At 38.7% G+C, this 22,974-nt stretch carries 24 protein-coding genes and 2 pseudogenes; 13 read left to right on the top strand and 13 right to left on the bottom strand.

Going from position 1 to position 22,974, the window contains the following annotated elements; genetic code table 11:
• Positions 1-48 precede the first annotated feature (48 nt).
• The gene (locus tag NSQ71_RS18550) at positions 49-171 is read left to right on the top strand and encodes a hypothetical protein (protein WP_277874803.1); all 123 of its coding nucleotides are present in this window, start codon (positions 49-51) and stop codon (positions 169-171) included.
• 464 nt (positions 172-635) lie between these two features.
• Here the strand turns inward: NSQ71_RS18550 and NSQ71_RS09330 are convergent, their stop codons facing one another.
• The 5 genes and pseudogenes from NSQ71_RS09330 to NSQ71_RS18545 all read right to left on the bottom strand — a co-directional run bounded on the left by NSQ71_RS09330 (position 636) and on the right by NSQ71_RS18545 (position 3,319).
• A complete protein-coding gene (locus tag NSQ71_RS09330) occupies positions 636-938 on the bottom strand; it encodes a metal-sulfur cluster assembly factor (protein ID WP_063387670.1) in 303 nt (100 codons plus the stop codon).
• A gap of 44 nt (positions 939-982) precedes the next feature.
• On the bottom strand, positions 983-2,230 hold the full coding sequence (locus NSQ71_RS09325) for a hypothetical protein (protein WP_340733776.1): 1,248 nt from the start codon (positions 2,228-2,230) through the stop codon (positions 983-985).
• A pseudogene (locus NSQ71_RS09320) lies at positions 2,217-2,445 on the bottom strand (DUF2249 domain-containing protein). Before NSQ71_RS09320 ends, NSQ71_RS09325 begins: the two are co-directional and overlap by 14 nt.
• A gap of 4 nt (positions 2,446-2,449) precedes the next feature.
• Positions 2,450-2,683, bottom strand: coding sequence for a DUF2249 domain-containing protein (locus NSQ71_RS09315; protein WP_340733774.1), 234 nt, complete (start codon positions 2,681-2,683; stop codon positions 2,450-2,452).
• 570 nt (positions 2,684-3,253) lie between these two features.
• Entirely contained in the window at positions 3,254-3,319 is a 66-nt protein-coding gene (locus tag NSQ71_RS18545; protein ID WP_157728047.1) for a helix-turn-helix domain-containing protein, read from the bottom strand.
• Positions 3,320-3,784: 465 nt separating this feature from the next.
• Between NSQ71_RS18545 and moaA the strand changes: the two are divergent.
• The 10 genes and pseudogenes from moaA to NSQ71_RS09260 all read left to right on the top strand — a co-directional run bounded on the left by moaA (position 3,785) and on the right by NSQ71_RS09260 (position 11,309).
• A pseudogene (gene moaA, locus NSQ71_RS18540) lies at positions 3,785-4,753 on the top strand (GTP 3',8-cyclase MoaA).
• Positions 4,754-4,763: 10 nt separating this feature from the next.
• Positions 4,764-5,264 (top strand): MogA/MoaB family molybdenum cofactor biosynthesis protein, encoded by a 501-nt coding sequence (locus NSQ71_RS09300; RefSeq protein ID WP_094245859.1) that lies wholly within the window; start codon positions 4,764-4,766, stop codon positions 5,262-5,264.
• 5 nt (positions 5,265-5,269) lie between these two features.
• Positions 5,270-5,878: a molybdenum cofactor guanylyltransferase gene (locus NSQ71_RS09295; RefSeq protein WP_261308752.1), complete on the top strand. Its 609-nt coding sequence runs from the start codon at positions 5,270-5,272 to the stop codon at positions 5,876-5,878.
• A gap of 45 nt (positions 5,879-5,923) precedes the next feature.
• Positions 5,924-7,189 (top strand): molybdopterin molybdotransferase MoeA, encoded by a 1,266-nt coding sequence (locus NSQ71_RS09290; protein WP_339196239.1) that lies wholly within the window; start codon positions 5,924-5,926, stop codon positions 7,187-7,189.
• On the top strand, positions 7,186-7,689 hold the full coding sequence (mobB, locus tag NSQ71_RS09285) for a molybdopterin-guanine dinucleotide biosynthesis protein B (RefSeq protein WP_201108594.1): 504 nt from the start codon (positions 7,186-7,188) through the stop codon (positions 7,687-7,689). Before NSQ71_RS09290 ends, mobB begins: the two co-directional genes overlap by 4 nt.
• 32 nt (positions 7,690-7,721) lie before the next feature.
• Positions 7,722-8,177: a molybdenum cofactor biosynthesis protein MoaE gene (locus NSQ71_RS09280; protein ID WP_130156967.1), complete on the top strand. Its 456-nt coding sequence runs from the start codon at positions 7,722-7,724 to the stop codon at positions 8,175-8,177.
• Positions 8,174-8,407, top strand: a complete 234-nt coding sequence (gene moaD, locus NSQ71_RS09275) for a molybdopterin converting factor subunit 1 (protein WP_063387661.1) — start codon at positions 8,174-8,176, stop codon at positions 8,405-8,407. Before NSQ71_RS09280 ends, moaD begins: the two co-directional genes overlap by 4 nt.
• Before the next feature lie 4 nt (positions 8,408-8,411).
• Positions 8,412-8,897 carry a cyclic pyranopterin monophosphate synthase MoaC gene (gene moaC / locus NSQ71_RS09270; RefSeq protein WP_340733767.1) on the top strand — a complete coding sequence of 162 codons (486 nt, stop codon included), beginning with the start codon at positions 8,412-8,414 and terminating at the stop codon, positions 8,895-8,897.
• A 985-nt stretch (positions 8,898-9,882) separates the two neighbouring features.
• Complete coding sequence (locus NSQ71_RS09265) at positions 9,883-10,512, top strand: ABC transporter ATP-binding protein (protein ID WP_063387700.1); 630 nt, start codon at positions 9,883-9,885, stop codon at positions 10,510-10,512.
• A complete protein-coding gene (locus tag NSQ71_RS09260; RefSeq protein WP_063387658.1) occupies positions 10,509-11,309 on the top strand; it encodes an ABC transporter permease in 801 nt (266 codons plus the stop codon). Before NSQ71_RS09265 ends, NSQ71_RS09260 begins: the two co-directional genes overlap by 4 nt.
• Positions 11,310-12,413: 1,104 nt before the next feature.
• Here the strand turns inward: NSQ71_RS09260 and NSQ71_RS09255 are convergent.
• The 3 genes from NSQ71_RS09255 to NSQ71_RS09245 form a co-directional block, all read right to left on the bottom strand.
• On the bottom strand, positions 12,414-12,536 hold the full coding sequence (locus tag NSQ71_RS09255) for a hypothetical protein (protein WP_261308750.1): 123 nt from the start codon (positions 12,534-12,536) through the stop codon (positions 12,414-12,416).
• Positions 12,537-13,024: 488 nt separating this feature from the next.
• Positions 13,025-13,183, bottom strand: coding sequence for a hypothetical protein (locus tag NSQ71_RS09250; protein ID WP_165381934.1), 159 nt, complete (start codon positions 13,181-13,183; stop codon positions 13,025-13,027).
• On the bottom strand, positions 13,170-14,330 hold the full coding sequence (locus NSQ71_RS09245; protein WP_340733762.1) for a DUF4062 domain-containing protein: 1,161 nt from the start codon (positions 14,328-14,330) through the stop codon (positions 13,170-13,172). The genes NSQ71_RS09250 and NSQ71_RS09245 overlap by 14 nt, the downstream gene beginning before the upstream one ends.
• A gap of 348 nt (positions 14,331-14,678) precedes the next feature.
• Here NSQ71_RS09245 and NSQ71_RS09240 point away from each other — a divergent pair, with 348 nt between their 5' ends.
• Positions 14,679-17,003 carry a TOTE conflict system archaeo-eukaryotic primase domain-containing protein gene (locus NSQ71_RS09240; RefSeq protein ID WP_066248608.1) on the top strand — a complete coding sequence of 775 codons (2,325 nt, stop codon included), beginning with the start codon at positions 14,679-14,681 and terminating at the stop codon, positions 17,001-17,003.
• 337 nt (positions 17,004-17,340) lie between these two features.
• Here NSQ71_RS09240 and NSQ71_RS09235 read toward each other — a convergent pair whose 3' ends face one another.
• Positions 17,341-17,679 carry a HepT-like ribonuclease domain-containing protein gene (locus NSQ71_RS09235; RefSeq protein WP_066248612.1) on the bottom strand — a complete coding sequence of 113 codons (339 nt, stop codon included), beginning with the start codon at positions 17,677-17,679 and terminating at the stop codon, positions 17,341-17,343.
• The gene (locus tag NSQ71_RS09230; RefSeq protein ID WP_066248648.1) at positions 17,663-17,938 is read right to left on the bottom strand and encodes a nucleotidyltransferase family protein; all 276 of its coding nucleotides are present in this window, start codon (positions 17,936-17,938) and stop codon (positions 17,663-17,665) included. The genes NSQ71_RS09235 and NSQ71_RS09230 overlap by 17 nt, the downstream gene beginning before the upstream one ends.
• A gap of 522 nt (positions 17,939-18,460) precedes the next feature.
• On the opposite strand from NSQ71_RS09230, the gene NSQ71_RS09225 reads away from it, so the two are divergent.
• On the top strand, positions 18,461-19,834 hold the full coding sequence (locus tag NSQ71_RS09225) for an IS1380 family transposase (RefSeq protein ID WP_066248651.1): 1,374 nt from the start codon (positions 18,461-18,463) through the stop codon (positions 19,832-19,834).
• Between the two features lie 186 nt (positions 19,835-20,020).
• Here NSQ71_RS09225 and NSQ71_RS09220 read toward each other — a convergent pair whose 3' ends face one another.
• The 3 genes from NSQ71_RS09220 to NSQ71_RS09210 form a co-directional block, all read right to left on the bottom strand.
• The gene (locus tag NSQ71_RS09220; RefSeq protein ID WP_340733758.1) at positions 20,021-20,182 is read right to left on the bottom strand and encodes an aminoglycoside 6-adenylyltransferase; all 162 of its coding nucleotides are present in this window, start codon (positions 20,180-20,182) and stop codon (positions 20,021-20,023) included.
• A 340-nt stretch (positions 20,183-20,522) separates the two neighbouring features.
• Positions 20,523-21,800 (bottom strand): IS110 family transposase, encoded by a 1,278-nt coding sequence (locus tag NSQ71_RS09215; protein WP_340733756.1) that lies wholly within the window; start codon positions 21,798-21,800, stop codon positions 20,523-20,525.
• Positions 21,801-22,051: 251 nt separating this feature from the next.
• Positions 22,052-22,903 carry an aldo/keto reductase gene (locus NSQ71_RS09210; protein ID WP_066248614.1) on the bottom strand — a complete coding sequence of 284 codons (852 nt, stop codon included), beginning with the start codon at positions 22,901-22,903 and terminating at the stop codon, positions 22,052-22,054.
• Positions 22,904-22,974: the final 71 nt, after the last annotated feature.

Here is a 22,974-nt window from a genome sequence, read left to right as displayed (position 1 = left end):
TTATGGTACAGATGATGGCACCATTCATCTGTTTAGGAGGGGATTTTGGTGAAACAAAAAGCATTACTGCCAGTCACCACTTTAGCCATGACATTTGCATTTGCCGTATGGCGAATTTTATCTCCGTTAGCAAGTACGTTCCAAGATATTTATAACCTGACATCAACATAAAAAAGCATCTAAGTTGCCAACCCGTCTGCTAGGTTCTGTCATGCGAATTCCACTCGGAATTTGGACTGACCGGTATGGCCGACGGTAAATGTATTCTTTGCTTTTATTATTTTTAATTGTCTCATTAGTTGGCATCAGTTTTGCCAATTCTTACGGAATGACGATATTTTGGGCTTTTTCATTGGAATGGCAGAAACGTCATTTGCGATTTCAGTTACATTTTTTTCCTGGTTGACACCTCCGGAAAAACAAGGAGCAGCTATTATCCCCTGCAGGAAGACAGCATTTGTAAAAAATTTTCCTGGAAGGGGATTTTTTTGGCTGGGAAACGATTAAACGAAAATTTTAAATGTGATGCCGTTTGTTTGGGAGCTGGAAGAAGAGCCAAAAACACCAAAATAATTGGGACTTCTTTCATAAAAAAAGCTGTCCCTTTCAGGAAAGGAACAGTCTTTGAAAAACGTTTAGGAAAGGAACCCTAGCTGCCTTAATGCTTTTTCGCTCATTCTATCAGGGGACCAAGGCGGATTCCAAGTGATTTGGACATTTACGTCTTGAATGCCTTCAATATCACGCAACGCGCGTTTCACACCGCCTGCTATTGAGTCGTGCAACGGACAGCCGGGTGTAGTCAATGTCATTAAAATGAATGCAGTTCCGTCTTTTACTTCAATCTTATAGATCAGTCCTAAATCAACAACATTAATTCCCAATTCAGGATCTAAAACGTTTTGCAGTTTTTCCAAGATCTTTGCTTTTATTTCCATTGTAACATCACCCTTTATATTTCAGTAAATCGTTCCCTCATTTTTTATTTCAGCAATACGGAGCCAATCGTACAGGCAAATAATCCAGAAAACAGCACCATTCCTCCTTGAGCAAGATAAAATAGACCAGTGCTTGAAGAGGCAAGAGCAGCGATCATGCCGATAAGACTCGCAACAAATAAACAGCATTCCATCACAATCCATTTTTCATTTATCATTTGTTTCAAAGTCGGCACCGCTTCTTTGCCGATTTTTTTGCTATACCGGTGTGTCCACCATAGAAAAGGAACAATTTTATATAAATAGCCAATGATGCTTAATACAATCCAGCCGAACAGATAACAGTAGATGATGATGGAAAAGATGCGGGAATGGATTTCACTTTGAAAAGAAAAACCGGCCGCCGCTATATGCAGGATGACTCCAAAAACAATGGCCAAAAGAGCAAACAGAAAAGGTTTATCCAGTTTTTTCTTCATCCTTTTCTTTAAAATGGCAAACATATGGTATGCAAACAACCCATATCCGACAGCCATCAATTGAAGCCCTGCTGATAACAACCGGTCATTTGCCGTTATAAAACTGATGAAAGTTAACACAAGACCGCTTATATAAAAAATGTAGACATATCGGGCCGTGTTCATTGAAAAATGATGCGCCAATGAAAACATCGGAACCATTTTGTAAGAAAATCCGAAGATAAGAAGTGTAAACCAGCCGGAAAATCCCAGCAATATATGTGCTTTGAAAATCAAATCATGATCGATTAATTGTCTGCCGCTCCAAAAATGATAGGCAAGCGTCAATCCGAGCCCGATCGTTAGGAGCAAACAAATGGGGGCGGTACCAACAAATAAAGTGATGACCGTTCTTTTCTTCTGTTTTTTTAATGTCATGAACATCTGCCATAAAAACATTACAATCCCGCAAGTAAGAAGCAAGCCTGAAAATATAGCCATTTGAATATTAAAGGCCAGGCTGATGCTAAAAGATAGTATTCCTAATGACGTGACGACCATTTGGATAAAAGCAAATGATTCATTCCATATCGGGGTTAAAAACACGACTGGAACAAGCTGATACATGGCCCCCATGGCTGTCATTAAAGCAAAGCCAATCACTAATAAATGGACAGCTGACAATACGACAGGAAGGCGCATTTCTCCGGTTGAAAGCTGACGAGTTGACAGAAATAAAAGAATTTGAGAAAGGAAAAACGCCAGCAAGCCAAAAATAATAAACGAAAAAGGGATTCGAATATTCGTTTCATAAGTATGATTAGCCGTCATCATCGTCATCCTTCTTTTCAATCGTTATTTCATAGCTTCCATCACTGCGCTTTTGCGTTTGATAGGTATAACCGAGATCGTCAAGCTCTTCAAATAAAAACATCGGGCGGCGGTCATTAATAATTTTCAACGTTTCTCCTTTTTTTTAATTTTGCTAATGCCGTTAAAGTCCGCATCATCGGTTGTGGGGGCTCTAAGCCGCGATTATCCAGTATCATTTTTTCATTCCTCCGTTTTAACAAAGGTAATTTTCCAATGTTTATCCTCTATTTTTTCCGCTTGATAAGAAAACCCTTTTTTCTTCATGATAGGAAAAAGCGGAACGGGTTTAAACGGAGCGTGTAAAATAAATACATCTCCTTGTGCAAGAGGCTGAATGGCCGCCATGATTTTTTGAAACGCCTCTAATTTCTTCTTTAAATCTTCGCGAACATCTAATTCAACAGTTTTTCCCATCCATATTCTCCTTTCCATCTTTTTTATCAATGTTCATCATAGTAAAAACAATTCCCGCAATTTGTGATTTGCTTCACTTCATCGGCATCACTTTTGAAAAGTTTATGAATAATTGATTCGTGATGCCGTATTGGCATATATCCTTCCAATTGAGGGAAGGGAAGATGTTGCAACATCATTAGAAAATGTTTCAGTTTTCAATGAAAGATCGGTACCATTTCGCTAAGGATATTGTTTTGCTTGAAATAGAAAGGAGAGTGTGTGTTTTTAAAGCGGAAACAGCTGATGGCATGTAGGGAAATTTATTTCTTTGCTAATATGGTCAGCGGCCATTGTGCGAAAAATACGTCTAACCCGGACAAAGCGCTATTGCAAAAAGATCATTCTAACATTGAAAGTATGTCATTGACATCAAAAAGATGGTTGCCTGAAAAGTGTGCTAGAAGAAAAAAGCGGGGCGTAAACCAAGTTAATGCCATTCTCGAAAACGATTGAGAAGTTGTTCATCTATTTAGGTAGCTGGTATTTTTTCATCTTATTGTAAAGTGTAACTTGTGAAATCTCTAATTCTCAGGAAGCTTCGGATTTGTTGCCGGCGGTTTTCTTTAATGATTTTTCTATCAGTTGTTTTTCGATAGTATCTTTTTTTCAATCAACTTTGAGTTTTTTCGAGTCTGGACGGATTCTCGACAGGTGACCCGAAATGGAAAAAGCTAAGAAGATCCTGTTGATGGATGAACGGTTTTCTAATATAATAACCATTCTTTCCATCAAGTCGCCAAGCATTGGTACATTGTCCATAATGAAAACTGCTGATTCTATTATGAAAGCCTCCGTTTGCCGAAATCGTAAAATATTTTTGTGTATCTATTTTGCTTTCTCAATTCATTATATAGAGCCCCATCATGTTAGCCATAAAAAAAATGATAAATTGGTAAAATGTATTCCAAATAGGTTTCTTTTTCAGAAAATTTTTTTTACAATTAATTTAACCTTTTATGATCATTCGAATTTATGGGACAGAGATCTCATTCTATTGTTTATCTTGTCTGTAACATATGAAGAATGAATGTATAAGGAGAGGAAGATGTTGCGAGATCAATTAACCGCCCTTTATTGAATTTGCGCATTTCGGTGACAGACCGATGTAATTTTCGTTGTGTATACTGTATGCTGAAATGGAAGGAAGACAGTATTCTTTTATAAAACGGGAATAACTAATGACGTTTCAAGAAATATATCGTTTGGCCAGCCTCTTTACGTTTAGGCATTCGAAAAATTCGTCTGACCGGGGGGACGAAAGGACATTGATGTACTAATATCGATGTTAAAAAATATTTCAAGATCTTCAAGACGTTTCATTGACCATTAACGGATATTTTTAATATCATATGCCAAGCGTTTAAAAAAAGCGGGCATGAACCGGATCAATGTCAGTTTAGATGCTTTAAATAACGAAATTTTTTCTAAAATGAACGGAGGTAAAGCAAAGTCTGAGGAAATTGTTAGAGGAATTGAAGAAGCGGTTGCACAAGGTCTGGCGGTAAAGGTGAACATGGTTGTAAAAGGAATAAATGAGAGCGAAATTTTACCGATGGCTCGTTTTTTTGAAGAAAAAGGAATGACGATCCGCTTCATCGAATATATGGATGTCGAAACCTTAAACGGTTGGAAAATGGACGAAGTTTTGACGAGCAAAGAAGTTCATGATATGATTCACCAAGAAATACCTCTTAAACCAGTTCAGTCAACGTTTTTGGCGGTTACCACAAGGTATCGATACCGAGGTACGGATGTGGAAGGCGGTTTTATTTCTTCCTTATCAGGAGCTTTTTGTTCTGATTGCACGCGAATGCGCCTATCAGCTGACGGTAAAAAGTATACATGCTATTTGCCTCAAACGGCGTTGATTTATTAGTTAAAATGCGAAAGGGAGCAAGCGGTGAAGAAATATTGGATGAGATCACCCGTGTTTGGCAGGCTCGGGACGATCGTTATTCCGAAGAAAGAGGAAGGATCAATGCTCTTTCTGCAAAAAGACGTGTGGAAATGTCTTATATTGGCGGGTGAGGTGTGATTGATGAGTGTATCTGAACATCGCAGCAAGGCAAATGACCCTGTTCGCTGCAAAGTGATCACCGTTTCTGATACGAGAACGAAGGATACGGATAAAAGCGGTGCATTAATCATCGAATTATTAACGAGAGAACAAATGGAAATAATAGATTACGAGATTGTGAAAGATGAACGGGAAGCCATTCAATCTGCTGTGAAAGAGGCTTCTGACGAAATTGATGTTTTTTTATTGAACGGCGGGACTGGTTTTACAAAACGGGATGTGACGGTAGAAGCGGTAAAAGAATTGCTTGACAAAGAAATGGTTGGTTTTGGGGAATTGTTTCGTTATTTAAGCTATAAAGAAATTGGAAGCGCATCCATGCTTAGTCGAGCACTTGCCGGTTCAATTGGACAAAAAGTCATTTTTTGCATGCCGGGATCTACAAATGCGGTTCGTCTTGCCATGGAAAAGCTGATTTTGCCGGAACTTCGCCATCTTGTTTGGGAGATGAATCGTCAGTGAACAAGATGATCGGGATTGTGCTGGCAGGAGGACAGTCGAAACGGTTTGGGCAACCGAAAGCATTTGCGAAAAGAAATGGAAAGGAATTTATTTTATATAGCATCGAAGCGCTGCAATGTATCACAAAAGACGTGGTTGTTGTCATACATCCTGAAATAGATACGAAATGGCTGCAAAGGAACCAGCTGACATATATTCAAGATCTCGAATTGTATCGAGGAAAAGGACCTCTTGCCGGCATTTATTCCGTTATGTCCCAATTCAAATCCGAATGGTATATCGTTTTACCTTGTGATACTCCTTTTATCAATGCGCATTTGTTGAAAAAATTACAATTATACAGAAATGACGGTTGTGAAGCGATTGTTCCTAGCGTTCACGGAAATATTCAGCCATTGATCGCCATGTACCATCATCGAGTGAAGGAAAAAATACGATGGCACCTTGAACAAAATAAGTTAAGCCTGAAGCATTTTCTTCCAAATATTCATACTAGATATGTTGAGATCAATGATGACGATGCTTTCATCAATATTAATACAAAGGATGAATATGACCAGTATATTGTTCATAATAACCTTTTTCCTCAAGCCTCCTTTTCCAAAACAAAATAAATGTTCCTTGGTAGTATCGGGTGGGGGCAAGAAGGGTGGAAAGGAATGGGAGCGTTGCGAAAGCCAATTCAAGTAGAGGAAGCAATCGACCGGGTGTTGGAAAAAAGCTATGAAGGTGAAATAGAGTATGTATCAATCGAAAACAGCTTTCATCGTGTGCTTGGTCAAGATATAACTGCTACAACGGATGTGCCTGGATTTGATCGATCCCCTTATGACGGCTATGCTGTTTGGGCAGCATCGACCGAGGCCGCTTCAGCTTCCAATCCAGCAGTTTTGGAAGTCGTCGGGACTCAAGGAGCAGATTCTGTTTGGAAAGAATCTTTAAAACCTTTTCAAGCCGTTAAAATTATGACTGGCGCTGCCATTCCAGAAGGTGCAAATGCCGTCATCATGAAGGAATTAACACAGGAATTCAGAAAAGACGGAAAGACATATGTGCAAATAAAAAGAAAAGTTGAGGCAGGAGAAAACATCTCCCGCATCGGAGAAGATATGAAAAAGGGCAGTTTGCTTATCGAAAAAGGAACCGTGATCACTCCGGGAATATCCGCTGTTCTGGCAACGTTCGGGTATCATTACGTTCCGGTTATGAAGAGCCCAAAGGTTGTCGTCATAGCAACCGGGAGCGAATTGCTTGAAGTGTATAAACCGCTGGAAAAAGGAAAAATTCACAACAGCAATACTTATATGCTGCAGGCACAAATTTTCAGAGCTCACGGTGAACCGATTTTATACGGAATTGTGAAAGACACATTTCAAAATGTATTTCAAGCTGTTACAAAAGCAATGCAAATGGCCGACATTATCATCACAACAGGCGGAGTGTCAGTGGGCGATTTTGATTATATCCCAAAGGTGTACGAGCATCTTCAAGCCCAAGTTTTATTCAATAAAATCGGCATGCGTCCAGGGAGTGTTACCTCTGCAGCAGTTGTCGGCAACAAAATTTTGTTCGGCCTCTCAGGCAACCCTTCCGCTTGTTATGTCGGTTTTGAGCTGTTTGTCCGTCCGTATATAAGGGCGATGCTCGGACAAAAAAATTGTTATTTAAAACGAGCCCGGGCGATTTTAACGAAAGATTTTTTAAAGCCGAATCCGTTCACGCGCTTTGTGAGAGCAAAATTGTCCTTTCATGATGGAAAGCTAGTAGCTGATCCGATTGGAAGGGACAAATCAAATATTGTTTCATCCTTAATTCATACTAATAGTTTAATTGTTTTGCCTGGCGGAAGCAGAGGATTTCAAGCAGGCAGTGAAGTTAACGTGCTGTTAATCGAAGATGAAGAAGGAGCCTCCAGTTGGCTATGATGATTTTACAAGTGGTAGGGCATCAAAACAGCGGAAAAACTACGCTAATTGAAAAATGCATCAAAGAGCTGACCAATCATGGGATAAAAGTCGGTACTTTTAAACATCACGGTCATGGTGGAAAACCGGATATTCCAAAAAAAGATACGTATCGGCATTGGGAAGCTGGTGCTGTTGTTTCAGCGGTTCTAGGGGAAGAAACTTTGCTGTTGCAAGCTGAAATAAAAGCGAATGAACATTTTTCGAACATTATGGAACTTTACCGGCATTTTTCAATTGATGTATTGATTATCGAAGGATTGAAAAAAGCTCCATACCCGAAAATTGTCTGTATCCGTGATGAGAAAGATCTTCATCTGCTTGATTTATCAAATGTGATCGCATCGATTAGCTCGATCCCTTTGAAAGAAAAACATTCATTTTTTATTAAAGATGAAGATTTGTATATCAGCTGGATCGTGAACTATGTAAAGGAGAAGCTGTTGGAAATGAGACAATAATTCCATTTTATATTATATTTGGAGGGATAATTATGTTTCAAATTGTGAAAGAACCGATAGATGTTTCACGTGTCATCGAAGCTGTTGTGGATCGAAATGCCGGAGCTATCGTTACATTTATCGGAACTGTAAGGGAATTGACAAAAGGAAAAAAAACATTGTATTTAGAATATGAAGCATATGAATCGATGGCTCAAAAAAAACTGGAACAAATCGGAGCTGAAATTAAACAGCAGTTTCCGAATGCTAAGGTTGCCATTGTCCATCGTATCGGACGATTAGAAATTACGGATGCCGCGGTCGTCATCGCCGTATCTACTCCTCACCGCGCTGATGCTTATGAAGCAAACCGTTATGCCATCGAGCGGATTAAAGAAATGGTACCGATATGGAAGAAAGAGCATTGGGAGGATGGCTCATTGTGGATCGGCAATCAGCAAGAAACGATTTCTTATGAAAAAGGCATTCCAAAGGAGATGAAGTCATGATCCGAATTTTATTTTTCGCCCAACTAAAAGAGCAGCTGAATAAAAAGGAGATGACATTGCCATATCAAGAAATAACTGTTAAACAACTCCGCGAACGGTTGGAAAAAGAATATTCACTGCCCGCCCTATCCTCCGTCCTTTTTGCCATCAATGAAGAATTTGCTGCAGAAGATGACATCATTCGGGATGGGGATGTTGTCGCCCTTATTCCGCCGATGAGTGGAGGTTAAAAACATGAAGAAGCTGACTCACTTAAATGAGCAAGGAAGGGCAAAAATGGTAGATATTTCAGAGAAAGAGGAAACAGTCCGTACTGCACATGCCATCTCAAGTATTCTTGTTTCAAAAGAAGTGTATGAAAAAATCACAAGCTCACGGGTCAAAAAAGGAGATGTTCTGTCAGTAGCGCAAGTAGCTGGAATTATGGCCGCCAAACGCACGGCTGACATCATTCCAATGTGCCATCCGATTGCTTTAAAAGCGGTGGATATTCAATTTGAATGGAAATGCGACGAAAACAAATATGAATTAATGATCCATTCATTTGTGAAAACAAAAGGAAGCACAGGGGTTGAAATGGAAGCATTAACTGCTGCGAGCGTCTGCGCCTTAACCGTGTATGATATGTGCAAAGCAATCGATAAAGGAATGGTCATCGGCCAAACATATTTAATGGAGAAAACAGGCGGCAAAAGCGGTGACTTCCGCCGTGAACTATAACTTTTATAGGTAATTGATCATTATAGAAAAGAATTTTTAGCTGCAGAAAGAAACTAGTTACCATGAAACCAATCAACTTACAATAAAAGGACGCCAAAATGCAAATAATTGATTTCTGCTGCTGAAAACTACAAGGAAAGAGACACTTTTGAAAAAAGCATGATCATATCAAATGTTTCGCAATCCGGGCTCTTGGAACTGGAAAAATTTCTAAGGAGCCCTGTACATATTTTTCATTCGGCATATAAGAGCTTCTTCATTATCATCGATGAAGGGCTGCATAAGCGTTGTGGACAACGAGCTTGTCGGGGTGTTCTCGTGCCGTCCTATAACCGCCTCGTTGCCGTCTGTTTTGATTTATGTAATTCTTTCTGAACGATTCAATCAGCTCTATTTCACAAGTTATTCTATTGTTTTAAAGAAAAAATTTTATCATATCGAGTTGAAGGCTTTTGCATCCCGTTTTGCAAAAAAAGGCCAGGGGCTTATGAAGTGTCTAGAGCCCCAAAATTGTTGGATTGCTGAGGCAGATGGATAAAACGAAAGGTTAAGGACAAATTTTTTTTAAGCTCCTCTGATCATTTCTCCAAAGCAGGGAAGAAAACTGCTTCAAGACGCAAAATGTCGATCTTCATTAAGCCCTCATGATCAAAAGGCGTTTTCCTTTCAATAACATTGATTTTCCGCTTCGCAAAAAATTTTACAAAATGCTCCAAATACGTTAAAATTTCATTCAAAAAGCTTTTTTTATTTAAAACAAGAGGTATAAAATTCAAATTTTTTATCTTTTTTCCATTCCTTTGTTCCGACATTAAATGAAATAAAAAATTTTCAGTGGTTTGCTGCACGAAATAAAATAAATAAGAGTGCCAAGCTTTTTATAAAGAGAGAAGTGTTTAATAAGTATAATGGTTTGAATCATTTGCAACTTTATTCATAATCAAAACAGGGGATTTCGCTTTTTATGAAGAAAGGGCTGTTTTACATGTTTCACATCAAAAATTTACGATACAAAGATATTCTATACATTGACGAGTTGAAAATTGAAGAAAAACAAGTAACGTGCATCATTGGCCAAAGCGGGGGAGGAAAGACAACACTTTTAAAAATGCTCAATCACATGCTGTCGCCAGATCAAGGAGAAATTGTTTATAAAGGCCGGTCATTGTTTGAATGGAATCCAATCGCTTTAAGACGGGAAGTTGTGATGCTTTCACAGCAGCCAGTAATGTTTGAAGGAAATATTCGAGAGAATTTGAATTTCGGCAGAATTTTATCTGAAAAAGAGCCTCTTGACGATGAAAAGTTGAAAGAAGCACTAAAATTTGTGTGCTTGCAAAAAAAATTAGAGGATGACGTAGAACAATTGTCCGGCGGAGAAAAACAAAGACTTGCACTAGCCAGAATTTTTCTAATGGATCCAGAAGTTTTTTTATTAGACGAGCCAACCTCTGCGCTAGATAAAGGAACTGAAGAGAAAATCATGGATGCATTCATTCGTTATTCAAAGGAAAAAGAAAAAACGGTTATTATGGTAACACACTCAGATACAATACCAAAAACATATGCAGATAAAGTTATTACGATAAATAAACCAACAGGTGATAATCAATGAAGCAAGAAGTTATCAACATCGAATTTTGGAGGCTCTCGGCAGCATATTTATTTGTTCTTATTTTAATATTGCTTGTAAAAAAACGAGAAATTAAACGTGAAAAATTAATTGTCCTTTCAACTGCCAGGATGACGATTCAACTTGTGCTAGTCGGATACATATTGATGTATATTTTTAAAAATCCTTCACCTTGGATTGTCTTATTGGTGCTTTGTTTCATGGAATCGTTTGCCGTTTATAATATATTTAAACAGCTTCATAAGCCTTTATCGAAAAAATTGAAGCTGGTCATTGTGCTGTCAATGGTTATCGGCTCTCTCGTCAGCCTGTTGTATTTTAATCTAATCGTCATTCATTTTAAGCCTTGGTATGAACCTCAATACTTTATCCCGATTGCCGGAATGTTTATTGGAAATTCAATGATCGGTATAACGCTAGGCATGAAAGAAATGATCGAAAATTTTGCTACCCAAAAGAATCTGATTGAAGGGGCGCTCATGTTAGGTGCTAAACCCGATGCAGCAACAAAACCAATCGTAAACTCTGCATTTGATTCAGCTATTTTGCCGACTATCAATAACATGGTCGGTATGGGGATAGTGTTTTTGCCGGGAATGATGACAGGTCAAATCCTCGCAGGTACAAGCCCTTTAGTTGCAATCGAATATCAAATTGTGATTTTGATCGGCATTGCCGGAAGTGTAGGGATTTCATCTTTTTTATCACTGCAATTCGGCTACAAAACATTTTTTAATGATCGCTTCCAATTTATACCACAAAATGGAAAAGAGAAGTAAAAGAGCGGCAAAGAGCGGCAATAATTCATTGATTTTGCCGCTCAAATCATGAGGATGAGGGTATGAGTGGAGTTTTTTTAAAACATAAATATATTATGTAAACTTAGAAGGAGATGAATGAACGGACTTCGGGATATAGAACAAACAAAAATGAAGCGTTAATAAAAATAAATAAATCATAATCCTAAATTAATCATGGAATGAATTTAAACACGCAGCAAATCATAACGATTTTTTAAGATCAATTTTTAAAGATCAATTAATTAAATTGCAATGTAAATTTACAATTTAAAAAGAAATTCATTAAATGCAATTAAAATACAATTTGTTTCATTTTTTTATTTCGTCTCATCACAACAAGTAATCTCTTTAGTGAAACAAGATCCATTTATAACTTCCTATAATATATATTATGTAAACTAAAATCTAAAAAATATAAAGCAGCTATTGACTACTTAACTGCCCTTTCGTTAATTTTATAAAATTCTTCGTTAAATGATTTGTCACGTTTTAACAACCATGTATAATACGTTCCTAATGTAATTCAAGCAGTTTCACATGCTCGATGAATGCAATAATTTTTTTTCGATATTCATCGATAAAAGCTTTTTTTCTTTCTGCAACAGCTTGTTTTATTCTTTTTCATTTCGCATTTTGCAATATTTCTGTATCCAAATTTTGATCCGGAAACACTTCAAATTTGCGTTTTAAGTACAATCCTTTGTCATGATAAATCCAGTCGTAAAATTCCTTAATGGTTTTACGACCGCTCATATATAAACGAATATGATTTTCTTTTTTACTTAGTTAACTTCAAATCCACGTGGTTTTAAATGATTCTCCAATGCAGTTACAATAACTTTTCTATAAATCTCTATCACCAATCAAAATTCATATCCGGATTCAGTTGCAACAAGCATTTCAAAGGAAGTTGATGTATACACAATATTTATTTAATTATCTGGTTAAGAAAGTGAACATCGTTAAAAAGCAGTTAATTTAACAAACCGATCGACTTGATTTTCTTAGATTTCATGCATTAATATTCAACCCGCAAATTAAAACACCGCGTTTTCCTGTAAGAAAATCCGATTAGATGAATTATTATTCTAAATCATCGTAATCATGAGGAGTACTTACAGCTAATTTATAACGATAATTTAAATTTCGTGGTTCTTTTTGATACAGTTCTTCATATAAGCGCAATGCTTCCACGTACTTTTTCATGGCTAAGAAAATTCTTACTTTTTTACTGCTGTTGCAAAGCTTTCATGGTGTGTATCCTTAATGGTTACTCCTTCAAATTCGAGAATTTCTTCAGGGGGTTCATTTGTGTCGTGAATTTATGAAGTTAGAATCTATTTGATTAATGCAATATTGTTGTCTTAACCTTTTTTTCTTTTATTCGCAGGATGGTTGAGGTTCTTAACGAAAATTCCTTTCTGCATCTGCTTAGATAATTTATCTAACTTCTCCAACTTTTCGAATACAGACATGTCCCCTCCAATTGCTTTTCCAAACAACTCTTTTATGATATCCGTTTGGGCATTCTTTTCATAAAGTTCTGCTGACCTTCTTCTTGAATACTTTGGTGATAGATGGGCTTCTACTGCTATCTTGAAAATATTGAAATTGTAGAACGTGCAAACTTGAAACATTCGAAGAAATGGATTTTACTCCTTCTATCAGTAGAGCATTTTTTACATCATGAGCGTTTATTTTGAATGACGAAATGAACTTTTTATTTGGGAAAGTTTATTTTGTAAGTTTGCGTGATCACGTTTCATTTGACTAAGACGATTCGTTACAACTTTTTTTCCATATCCATGTGGTGCGGAGGCGATTAATATTACATTTTCTTTATAATTGTTCATTTGAGAGACCTCCTAACAGCATTTTGATAAAGTAACAATAAGAATATCCTTTTGATTCAAGTATAGCATTAAATATATTCTCTTGGTAAGCCTTCAGTTTATAATAATCCCACTCTCCTAGCAGGGGCAGATGAAAGCAAAATACGTAAGTCTTTACCTTAAACAAGAAATAACATATTCTTTTTTCCAGTGAATAGTATAGCTTTTCATTATGATTATGATCATTATATGTTTGCACAACGTAAGAAGAAGTATCATCTAATGAAAAGTTCTCAGGAGTTGTTAATCCATCATATTCTTTGCAAATCATCTGGTTATCTCTTTTTTCGTAAAGAGTTACGGCTTTACAGTCCATTAATGCTCCTATAGCTTCTTGTTGGTACTTTGTATTTGTAGAGTAAATATTGCAGCCGACCATCTTAGATCGTAAAAGCGCTAATAGCCTTCTCCAATTTGTAATTTGCCCATTCCGCAATAAACTTATGAATTCAAGTGATAGTTCATAAAAATCCCCGTATAATTCTACATGTTCTAAGCTCCGTTCTATTTCAGAACGAATATTTAAGTATTGAAGGCTTTCTTTGAAAAGAGCTGAAAGATAGCTTTTTATGTTTGAAAGAATTTCGACACCTAATGAGCATTTTTCGAAATATATCCCTTTTTGTTCTGCATCATAAAGAAAGTACCATACGTAATTTTCGGCAACATGAGGCTGCTCTTTAATGTTTTCGCTTATAAATTTCAACATTGAATCCGGTTCTTTACCGTATTCGCTTAAATACTGTACTAATGATTGTTTTATTTGAGGTCTGATCGTCTGAAAATAGGTATCAAGAACTATATCGTGAACATACACGATAAGACGTTTATTTTCGTGATATGCACGTAAAAATTCAAGGTGAGTAACAGTTTTCCCTTCATCCTCTAAGAATGTTCCTGCTTTATCCGCGATAAATAGTAGAAAGATATCACTTCTTGATACGTATTCCAAACAAGTTCGGATGGCATCTTGGTGAATATATCGCATACTATCTTCAAAACGAATAGGTTCATGCCCCATATTTTTTAATTCCTCAAATACAGCGTTTCGTATAGAGGAAAGAGCATCTTGTGCAACAGAACTTATAAAAATAGTAGTTCTATCCATATTACAAAACCACCTTACTTTTTAAACAACCTCCCGTGAATCTATTTGATTAATAGAACATTGTTGTCTTAACCTTTTTTCTTTTATTCGCAGGATGGTTGATGTTCTTAACAAAGATTCCTTTCTGCATTTAGCTTAAATTTAATTTAAAAACGTTCATTAGAGATTAAATTCGACAAAAACTGCTAAATTCCTTCGCTTCCAATGATAAGTCTTTCTTCCTTACAGTGGTTTAAATGAATTAAGTAGTTTAATTAAATACTAGCATGAAGAGTTGCTTAATTTACACATCTAACTCAATACTTTACAATATCATTACAGTTAAATAAATGTTTTAGAGGTAAAGTCATGGATATCCGGATTCAGTTGCAACAAGCACTTGCAGAATGCAAACGTTTAAGAAAAGAAAACGAATATTTAAAACACATCCTTTCAACGATGATGCAAAAGAAAGAAAAAAGTAATTCTGTAACTACGGCTAGTTCTATAGTCAACAACCAATCGTCCCCTGAAGAAAAAATACGATTATTCAAGCGGCTTTTTCGAGGACGAACAGATGTATATGCGGTTCGCTGGGAGTCAAAAAACGGCCGTGCGGGATATACACCTGCTTGTTCCTATGAGTGGCAACCACCTCTTTGTCGAAAACCGGAGATCAAATGCAGTGAGTGTCCGCATCGAACATTGCTACCGCTAAATGATCAAGTACTTTACGATCATTTAAGTGGGAAGCATACTGTTGGAATTTATCCGATGCAAAAAGATGAAACGTGTTTCTTTTTGGCGATTGATTTTGACAAAAAGAATTGGCAAGAGGATGTGTTGGCGTTTGTTCGTGTATGTAAAGAGTTTTCCGTACCGTATAGCATTGAACGCTCAAGATCTGGGAATGGTGCACACGTATGGATTTTCTTCTCCGAAGCGATTCCTGCTTCATTAGCTCGCAAAATGGGAATGACATTGCTCACTAAAACAATGGAAAAACGATATGAAATAGGTTTAGACTCCTATGATCGATTATTCCCGAATCAAGATACGCTTCCAAAAGGCGGATTCGGAAATTTAATCGCATTGCCGCTTCAGCGAAAGCCAAGGATAAACGGCAATAGTGTATTTGTCGATGAATCCTTTACTCCTTATCCAGACCAATGGCTGTATCTATCTTCTGTTCAAACGATGACAAAAAAAGAAGTACAAGATGTGGTACAGCTTTACGAAAATAAATCTATTACTGTAAACGAAGTTTATCCAGAGAAAATTACTATTGAATTAAAGAATGGTCTATACATTCCAAATGATAGAGTCCCCTCTTCTCTTTTAACTAAGTTGACGAAACTAGCAACATTAGCGAATCCTGAATTTTATAAAGCTCAGAAAAATCGCATGTCTACATACGGAATACCACGAGTGATTAATTGCTCTTGGGATGAGGAAGGATATTTAGTCTTACCGCGCGGCTGTTTGGAGGAGGTTATTAACCTTTTATCGTCATTATCCATTCAAACTGAAATCATTGATGATCAATTCGATGGACAGACGATTGAGGTGGAATTTCAAGGTGAGTTAACTTCTCAGCAACACGATGCCATATTGCAATTATTGAAACACAATACAGGTGTTCTTTCAGCAACCACTGGTTTTGGTAAAACAGTTATAGCGGCCGCTCTTATTGCGGAACGAAAAGTTAATACGCTAGTCATTGTTCATCGGACACAGTTGATGCAACAGTGGTTGGAGCAATTATCAACGTTTCTTAATATTTCATCAAAAGAAATCGGACAAATTGTCGGCGGAAAAAACAAAATAACAGGAAAAATTGATATAGCAACCATTCAAAGCTTAAATTACAAGGGTCAGTTGAAGTCATTTATTACTCAATATGGCCAAATCATTGTCGATGAATGCCATCATATTTCTGCCTTTAGCTTTGAACAAGTGTTAAAACAAGTTCGCTCCAAGTATGTGTATGGTCTAACGGCTACACCGATTCGTAAAGATGGTTTACACCCTGTTATTCACATGCAATGTGGTCCTATTCGTTATAAAATTGACGGGAAAACCCAAGCAAAAGTAAGGCCATTTGTTCATCGTTTAATTCCAAGGTACACGAACTTTACGTCCTCACACAACGATATTCAGCAACTTTATAAAGAAACAGCACTCAATGAACAGCGAAATCAGCAATTATTTGATGATGTGTTGTCTGCGCTTGAAGAAGGCCGTTGTCCGCTAATCTTAACAGAACGAATTGAACATGTTGAAATTTTAAAGCAATTATTTAAAGGATTTGCTAAAAATATTATTGTACTCTCCGGGAATATGACGAAAAAAGAACGGATGGAACAATTGCATCGACTTTCTTCCATTCCTGATGACATGGAAAGATTAGTGATTGCAACAGGAAAATATATCGGTGAAGGATTTGACGATGCGAGGTTAGATACTCTATTTTTAGCCATGCCGATTTCATGGAAAGGCACCCTGCAACAATATGTTGGACGCTTGCATCGAATTCATGCGAATAAACAAGAAGTACGTGTATATGACTACGTGGATAAAAACATCCCGATGATGCAAAAGATGTTTGAAAAAAGATTGGCGGGATACCGCGCCATGGGCTATGTGTTAGATGAAAAAAACAGTTTGTATGAGGAACAGATGAAGTTGTTTTAATTCATTATCAAGGACAAATATAGAGAGTGGGCATAATGTTTCACTTTGTTTTTGTTTACATATCGACTGTTTGACAAAATTAAATACCATGAGTAACAAACCCCGCCTCTTAATAACTCGTACCAAGGCGGGGATATTTTGTCTATATGGGGATTTTTTATGGGATTAGAAGAAACTCCAAATGTTAAAGCCCCAACTACATTCGATGAATAACTAGAGATTTTACGACAACGCCGGTTGAAAATACGAATGTAGCAAGGGCGATTTTGACGAGAGTAAATTATTATCGATTATCATCCTCTACGTTCTATGTTAACTTGAAAAAATTTGGTCTTTATTAAAAATCACTTAGTAATTGTTCAACATGTTGTTTTAACTTAGGAATCTTATTCTGAACAACATCCCAGACAATTCGATAATTAATGGAGAAATAGCCGTGAATCATCATATCTCTCATGCCAGCCATCTTTCTCCATTCGATATGCGGGTGTGCTTGTCGGATTTCGTCTGGAATGTTTTTCGTTGCTTCACCAATCACTAATATATTTTTAATTACCGCGTCCGACACTAAGTCATTGTTTAGAAAATCATCATAAGATAAGCCCTTGGTGTATTTTTCAACTTTTTCTGCAGCCGCAAGAATATCTTGTAAAAAGACTTTAGGCTCTCTCCGCATACTTAGCACTCCTTAAAATACTCGACTTTAATGATGGCTTGATATCATCTAAAATGACTAAATCTACCGGCTTTTGAAAATGATCTTCCAGATTGAATTTTAACTCCATATAATTATCGAATGTCATGGCATGATCCATAAATTCTACTAACACATCAATGTCACTGGACTCCTTTTGTTCTCCCCGGCTATACGAACCAAACAAACCTATCCGTTTTACACCATATTTTTCCTTCCATATATCTAAGTTTCTGGACATTTCGTTAAGTATTTCTTGCTGTGATAACAAATTTATCACCACCGTTTTCTTAATACTCTATATCCTCATTATAGCATCCCTCATTTTAATTATTCTTCATCAAATTGTTAACTGCTACTTTTTTGCTATTTCTTTAGGATAGCTTTTTGTAGGCTTTATGAATACTTAAAACAAGTTCTCTCAGCTATGATGCAAAAGAAAGAAAATAATCAGTCTGTCACTTCGACTAGCTCGATAGTTACTAACCAATCGTCCCCTGAAGAAAAAATACGCTTGTTCAAGCGGCTTTTTCGAGGACGAACAGATTGTATATGCGGTTCGCTGGGAGTCAAAAAACGGCCGCGCGGGATATACTCCTGCTTGTTCTTTGTCGATTAGAGAATCTCTCAATAATTTGACAATCAAAACAGGGAATCTTTTTTTACTCCTGAATCCGTGACAAAACATCTTTACAATGGTCGCAAACCGTTGATACGATAAGGGAAAACGACGTTGACGATTCTTCATCAAGTAGGTGATGTGATGAAAGATTTCCCGATTCGGTTTGTATTGACAGATGAAGCGATTACCCCAAGTGCTGGGCTTGCTCTCGTTGGCTACTTACTCCATCGAACGAAACTGGATAAACGGGTAAACGCACTTCGGCTTCCAACGGTTCGTCGAGAAGTGCACATTTCCCATAGCGATGTCATTCGCTCGATGATTGGCTTGCTTGCCACAGGAAAAACGGATTTCGATCATATCGAAGCGTATCGTCAGGACGATATCTTTTCGGCATCGATGGGGATTCAGCACGTGCCTTCCTCTCCAACCTTGCGACAACGACTCGATCAGCTCGCTTGTCTTCCGATGACCGAAACGATTCTTTGGGAGGAGTCCATACGTCTGTTGATTCAACGACATGCCACTTTGTCCCCTTGTTGGACCAAAGGAAAGACGACATGGCTTCCCCTTGATATAGATGGTTCCCCATTTGACAACTCCGATACGAAAAAAGAAGGAGTCAGTCGAACGTATAAAGGATTTGACGGTTTTACACCGTTGTTTGCGTATGCAGGGAAGGAAGGGTATCTCGTTCATGCCGAGTTGCGTCCAGGGAAACAACATGTGCAAGACAACATGCCCTCGTTTTTAGTCACCGCTATCCGTCGAGCTCGTCAACTGACTTCATCTCGTCTGCTTGTTCGCATGGATGCAGGAAACGATGCAGAAGCGAATGGGCACGTATGCCTAAAGGAAGACGTGGACTTTGTCATCAAGCGAAACTTACGCCGAGAATCGACAGCGCTTTGGTTCCAGATCGCTTCGCAAAAGGGCAAACGTGTCGATGATGGACAAAGCGAAGGAGTACAAACCTATGAGCTATGCCTTCCACAGAAGGCAGCGATCGATGGAAACACGTATACGTACGTTCAAGTCACCCAAGTGACGGAACGGACGATGGAACGCAATGGACAGCTGATGCTCGTTCCTGATTATGAAGTGGAAAGCTATTGGGTGCGGCTCAAAGGATACGAGCATGTTCGAATGAGCGATGTGCTCGCGTTGTATCATGACCATGCGACATGCGAACAGTTTCATAGCGAACTGAAGAGCGACTTAGATTTAGAGCGGCTTCCATCTGGGAAGATGAAAACGAATGCGCTCGTGTTGGTCATGGGAGCCTTCGTTTACAATCTTCTTCGTCTGATTGGACAAGATCTATTAAGCGATCCGAGACATCCGTTGCACCACAAAGTGAAACGCCGCCGCATCAAGACGATTATTCAGACGGTGATCACGATGGCAGGGCGACTCGTCCGTCGATCACGACAGATCTGGATGAAACTGACGCGAAGGAGTGGCTATAGCGAGCCCCTACTGAACGTCTATCAGAAATGGAGAGAGGCAAGATAACGAACGAATGTTCGGGCACTGATGTCCAACGTCACTCCCTGTGCTTTTTTGTCTATTTTTTTGGTTCGTATACCTAAAAAAGAGATTTGTTCCATTTTCGGAAATAGAGATGACATAGGTCATAAGCATAAAAAGGGTTTTATGGATTATCAATCCATCAAAATTACAACAAAATCAAAGTCGATTTCAATTCATCACGGATTCAGGTAAGAATAATGAATTCCAGATATTATCATAATTAGCATCTGTATATGTCTTCTCAAAGTCATTCCAAATTTCAGGCTCCAAGAACTTTTTTAAGCGTCTTCCTCCCTCTATAAATGTTGATATATCAATGGTTGTAGCCATTTCAGGGGTGTCAAAAAAATTTTTTTCGACACGTTTTCTAACTTTGTTTCTCAAATCTGTATATATATGACATTGGATGGGTGCGCTTCGCTGCCACTACTGGTTTAATTTGGTTGTAATGGTGGTAAATGTATGTGATGCACCTTGGATCTCTGCATCGCTGATGATGACGAACCCTCCCATGTCTCTGGGCATCCTTGTGCCTACATTCCTTCGTTCGGTCTAGTCATCAGGCAGAGGCCGGCTAAGCTCCTTTAGGGTCTCAAGGTCGAATGGATGATATCGTGCCAGCTTCTCCGTGTCATCCTTGTTGTCTAAGGAATCACAAGGCATGCAGGCATCAAGCCGCCGTTTCGAGACCAAAGATGTCCTGCATCATTCGCTTCGCATCGAACGCCTGGTGCTTCGTACACACAGCGTGCAGTACCTTCAGTAATTTCCCGCATAACACCACAATGGATTGCTTCTTGCGCAACGGATTATCGGGCCGTGTCGTGTAATATTCATGTAACTGTCGAAACGCTTCGTTGTGGCGGATCATCGGCATCATCACGCGGAAGAGGAGGGCGCGCAACCGCCTTCTTCCACGCTTCGAGATCCGTTTTTGCCCTTTGTGTTGGCCGGAGGAATGCTCCCGCAGTGTCAGGCCCGCAAGTTTCAATAATTGGCGCGGATCCTGATAGTGGGAAAAACTCCCGATTTCCGATAACAGTTCCACGATAGTCGCATCCCCTAAGCCCGGAACCGTTTTGAGCCATTCGTATTCCACGGATGTTTGCACAAGTTCCGTTAGTTGCTGGGTCAGTGCCTCGATTTCTTCCTCCAATTGGCGGTACCGGCGGACAAGTGTGGCGATTTCGATACGGGCCATCTGTTGTCCTTCCGTTACGCCAATGGAGTGTTGGGCCAGTTCCATCAGCTTCTTCGCTTTCGGCTTTTGTGGCGATTGTAATCCCTCGCTTTGCCGGTAAAGGGTGAGAACCTCTTCGATCTCTTTCCCTGCTAAATCCGACGGAAACGGCGTCTGTTCCAGCACAGCGAGCGCCATTTTCCCAAACGACGGAAAGACTTGCGTAAATTCCGGAAAATACCGATCGAGCCAGCGAATCATCTGATTTCGAACCGCCCCCTGCTCTTCCACGAGTTTGGATCGAAACGTCGCCCCTGCGCGCAGTTCGGCCTCCATCCCTTTCAGAATACGCGGATAGCTGAATCGGCCGTCTTTCACTAACCGGGCAATGACGAGCGCGTCTTTCGCATCATGCTTGGTTGGAAGATTGTCGTCTAGCTCTTTGGAGCGCTTCACGTGCATCGGGTTTGTCATCACGAGAGAGATGCCCTTCTCGTCAAGAAAGTAAGCGAGATTGAGCCAATAATGTCCCGTTGGCTCGATGCCAACGATCACTTCCGTTTTTTCAAATTCCTCCATCGCTTTCACGATGCACTGGTACAACCATTCCAACCCTTCTCTGGATTGCGGAACGGGAAACGATTTTTTTAGCACCCTCCCTCGCTCATCCACAAAGCAGGCATAATGCTTCTTTTTCGCGATATCCATGCCAACGACGAGCGTTTGATCGGTGACTTGATTAATCTTCTTGTTTGAGATAGAATTCATGTATAGTCCTCCTTGGTATCCAAATTAGGGGTCAATTCATCCGATTGACACCCCCGAATCATACCAAGAGGGCTTTTTTTATTCAAGTCCCCGAAAAAACTTCTAACAGGAATGCTCCTTTCTAAAAAGAACTATTTTCCACACCGATAATTTCTACAAATTAAAATCAAATCCTTTTTCAACTAACTGAAGTTTGCCATCACTTATGACACGGTTCTCCGTATTTCATTTCGTTATGTTGGATAAGAACACTAAATATCAAATTTACGGTTACAGAGCCATTTCACAATTTCAGGATCATTATGTGAAAAAAACAAGCTCTTTTTCGTATCTAACGTAGCAATCATCTTCATATCCTCCTGGCTTAATTCAAAGTCAAAGATATTGAAGTTTTCGATGATTCTTTCTTTATGAACAGACTTTGGAATCGCAACGATTCCTCTTTGCGTCAACCAACGTAAAATCACCTGAGCAACGGATTTATTATACTTTTGAGCTATTGATACTAAAACTTCATTTTGGAAGATGTTATTTCTTCCTTCAGCAAAAGGCGCCCAAGACTCTATCTGAACATTGTACTCTTTCATAAGTTTCGCGCTTTCTATTTGCTGGCAGAAAGGATGTGTTTCAATTTGGTTTACAGCAGGAACTACTTCATTATGAATAATCAAATCTACCAGGCGGTCCATCTGGAAGTTACTAACTCCAATTGCCCTAATCTTTCCCTCGCGATACAATTCCTCCATAGCGCGCCAAGAGCCATATACATCACCAAATGGCTGATGAATTAAATACAAATCCAAATAATCCAATTGCAATCTTTCCAGTGATTTTGCGAATGCTTTCTTTGTGCTCTCATAACCGGCATCCTGAATCCAAAGTTTTGTGGTAACAAATATTTCCTCTCTTGGCACGCCACTCCGTTTGATTGCTCTGCCAACCGCTTCTTCATTTTGATAAGCGGCGGCCGTATCAATGAGGCGATAGCCGGTCATCAAGGCGTCATATACACATTGCTCACATACATCTAGATCGGTAATCTGGTAAACGCCAAAGCCTAAGATCGGCATCTTGACGCCATTGTTCAACGTAACTGTTTGCATATATATACCTCCTCTATTTCTCATGGAAAACCTCTTTGCATCTTTCATTATGCCGCAACTACAAAAGAGAC

The organism is Aeribacillus sp. FSL M8-0235 (assembly GCF_038000355.1).
In the GTDB taxonomy this organism is placed as follows: Bacteria; Bacillota; Bacilli; order Bacillales; family Aeribacillaceae; genus Aeribacillus; species Aeribacillus composti.
This window is presented reverse-complemented; position numbering and strand designations above follow the sequence as displayed.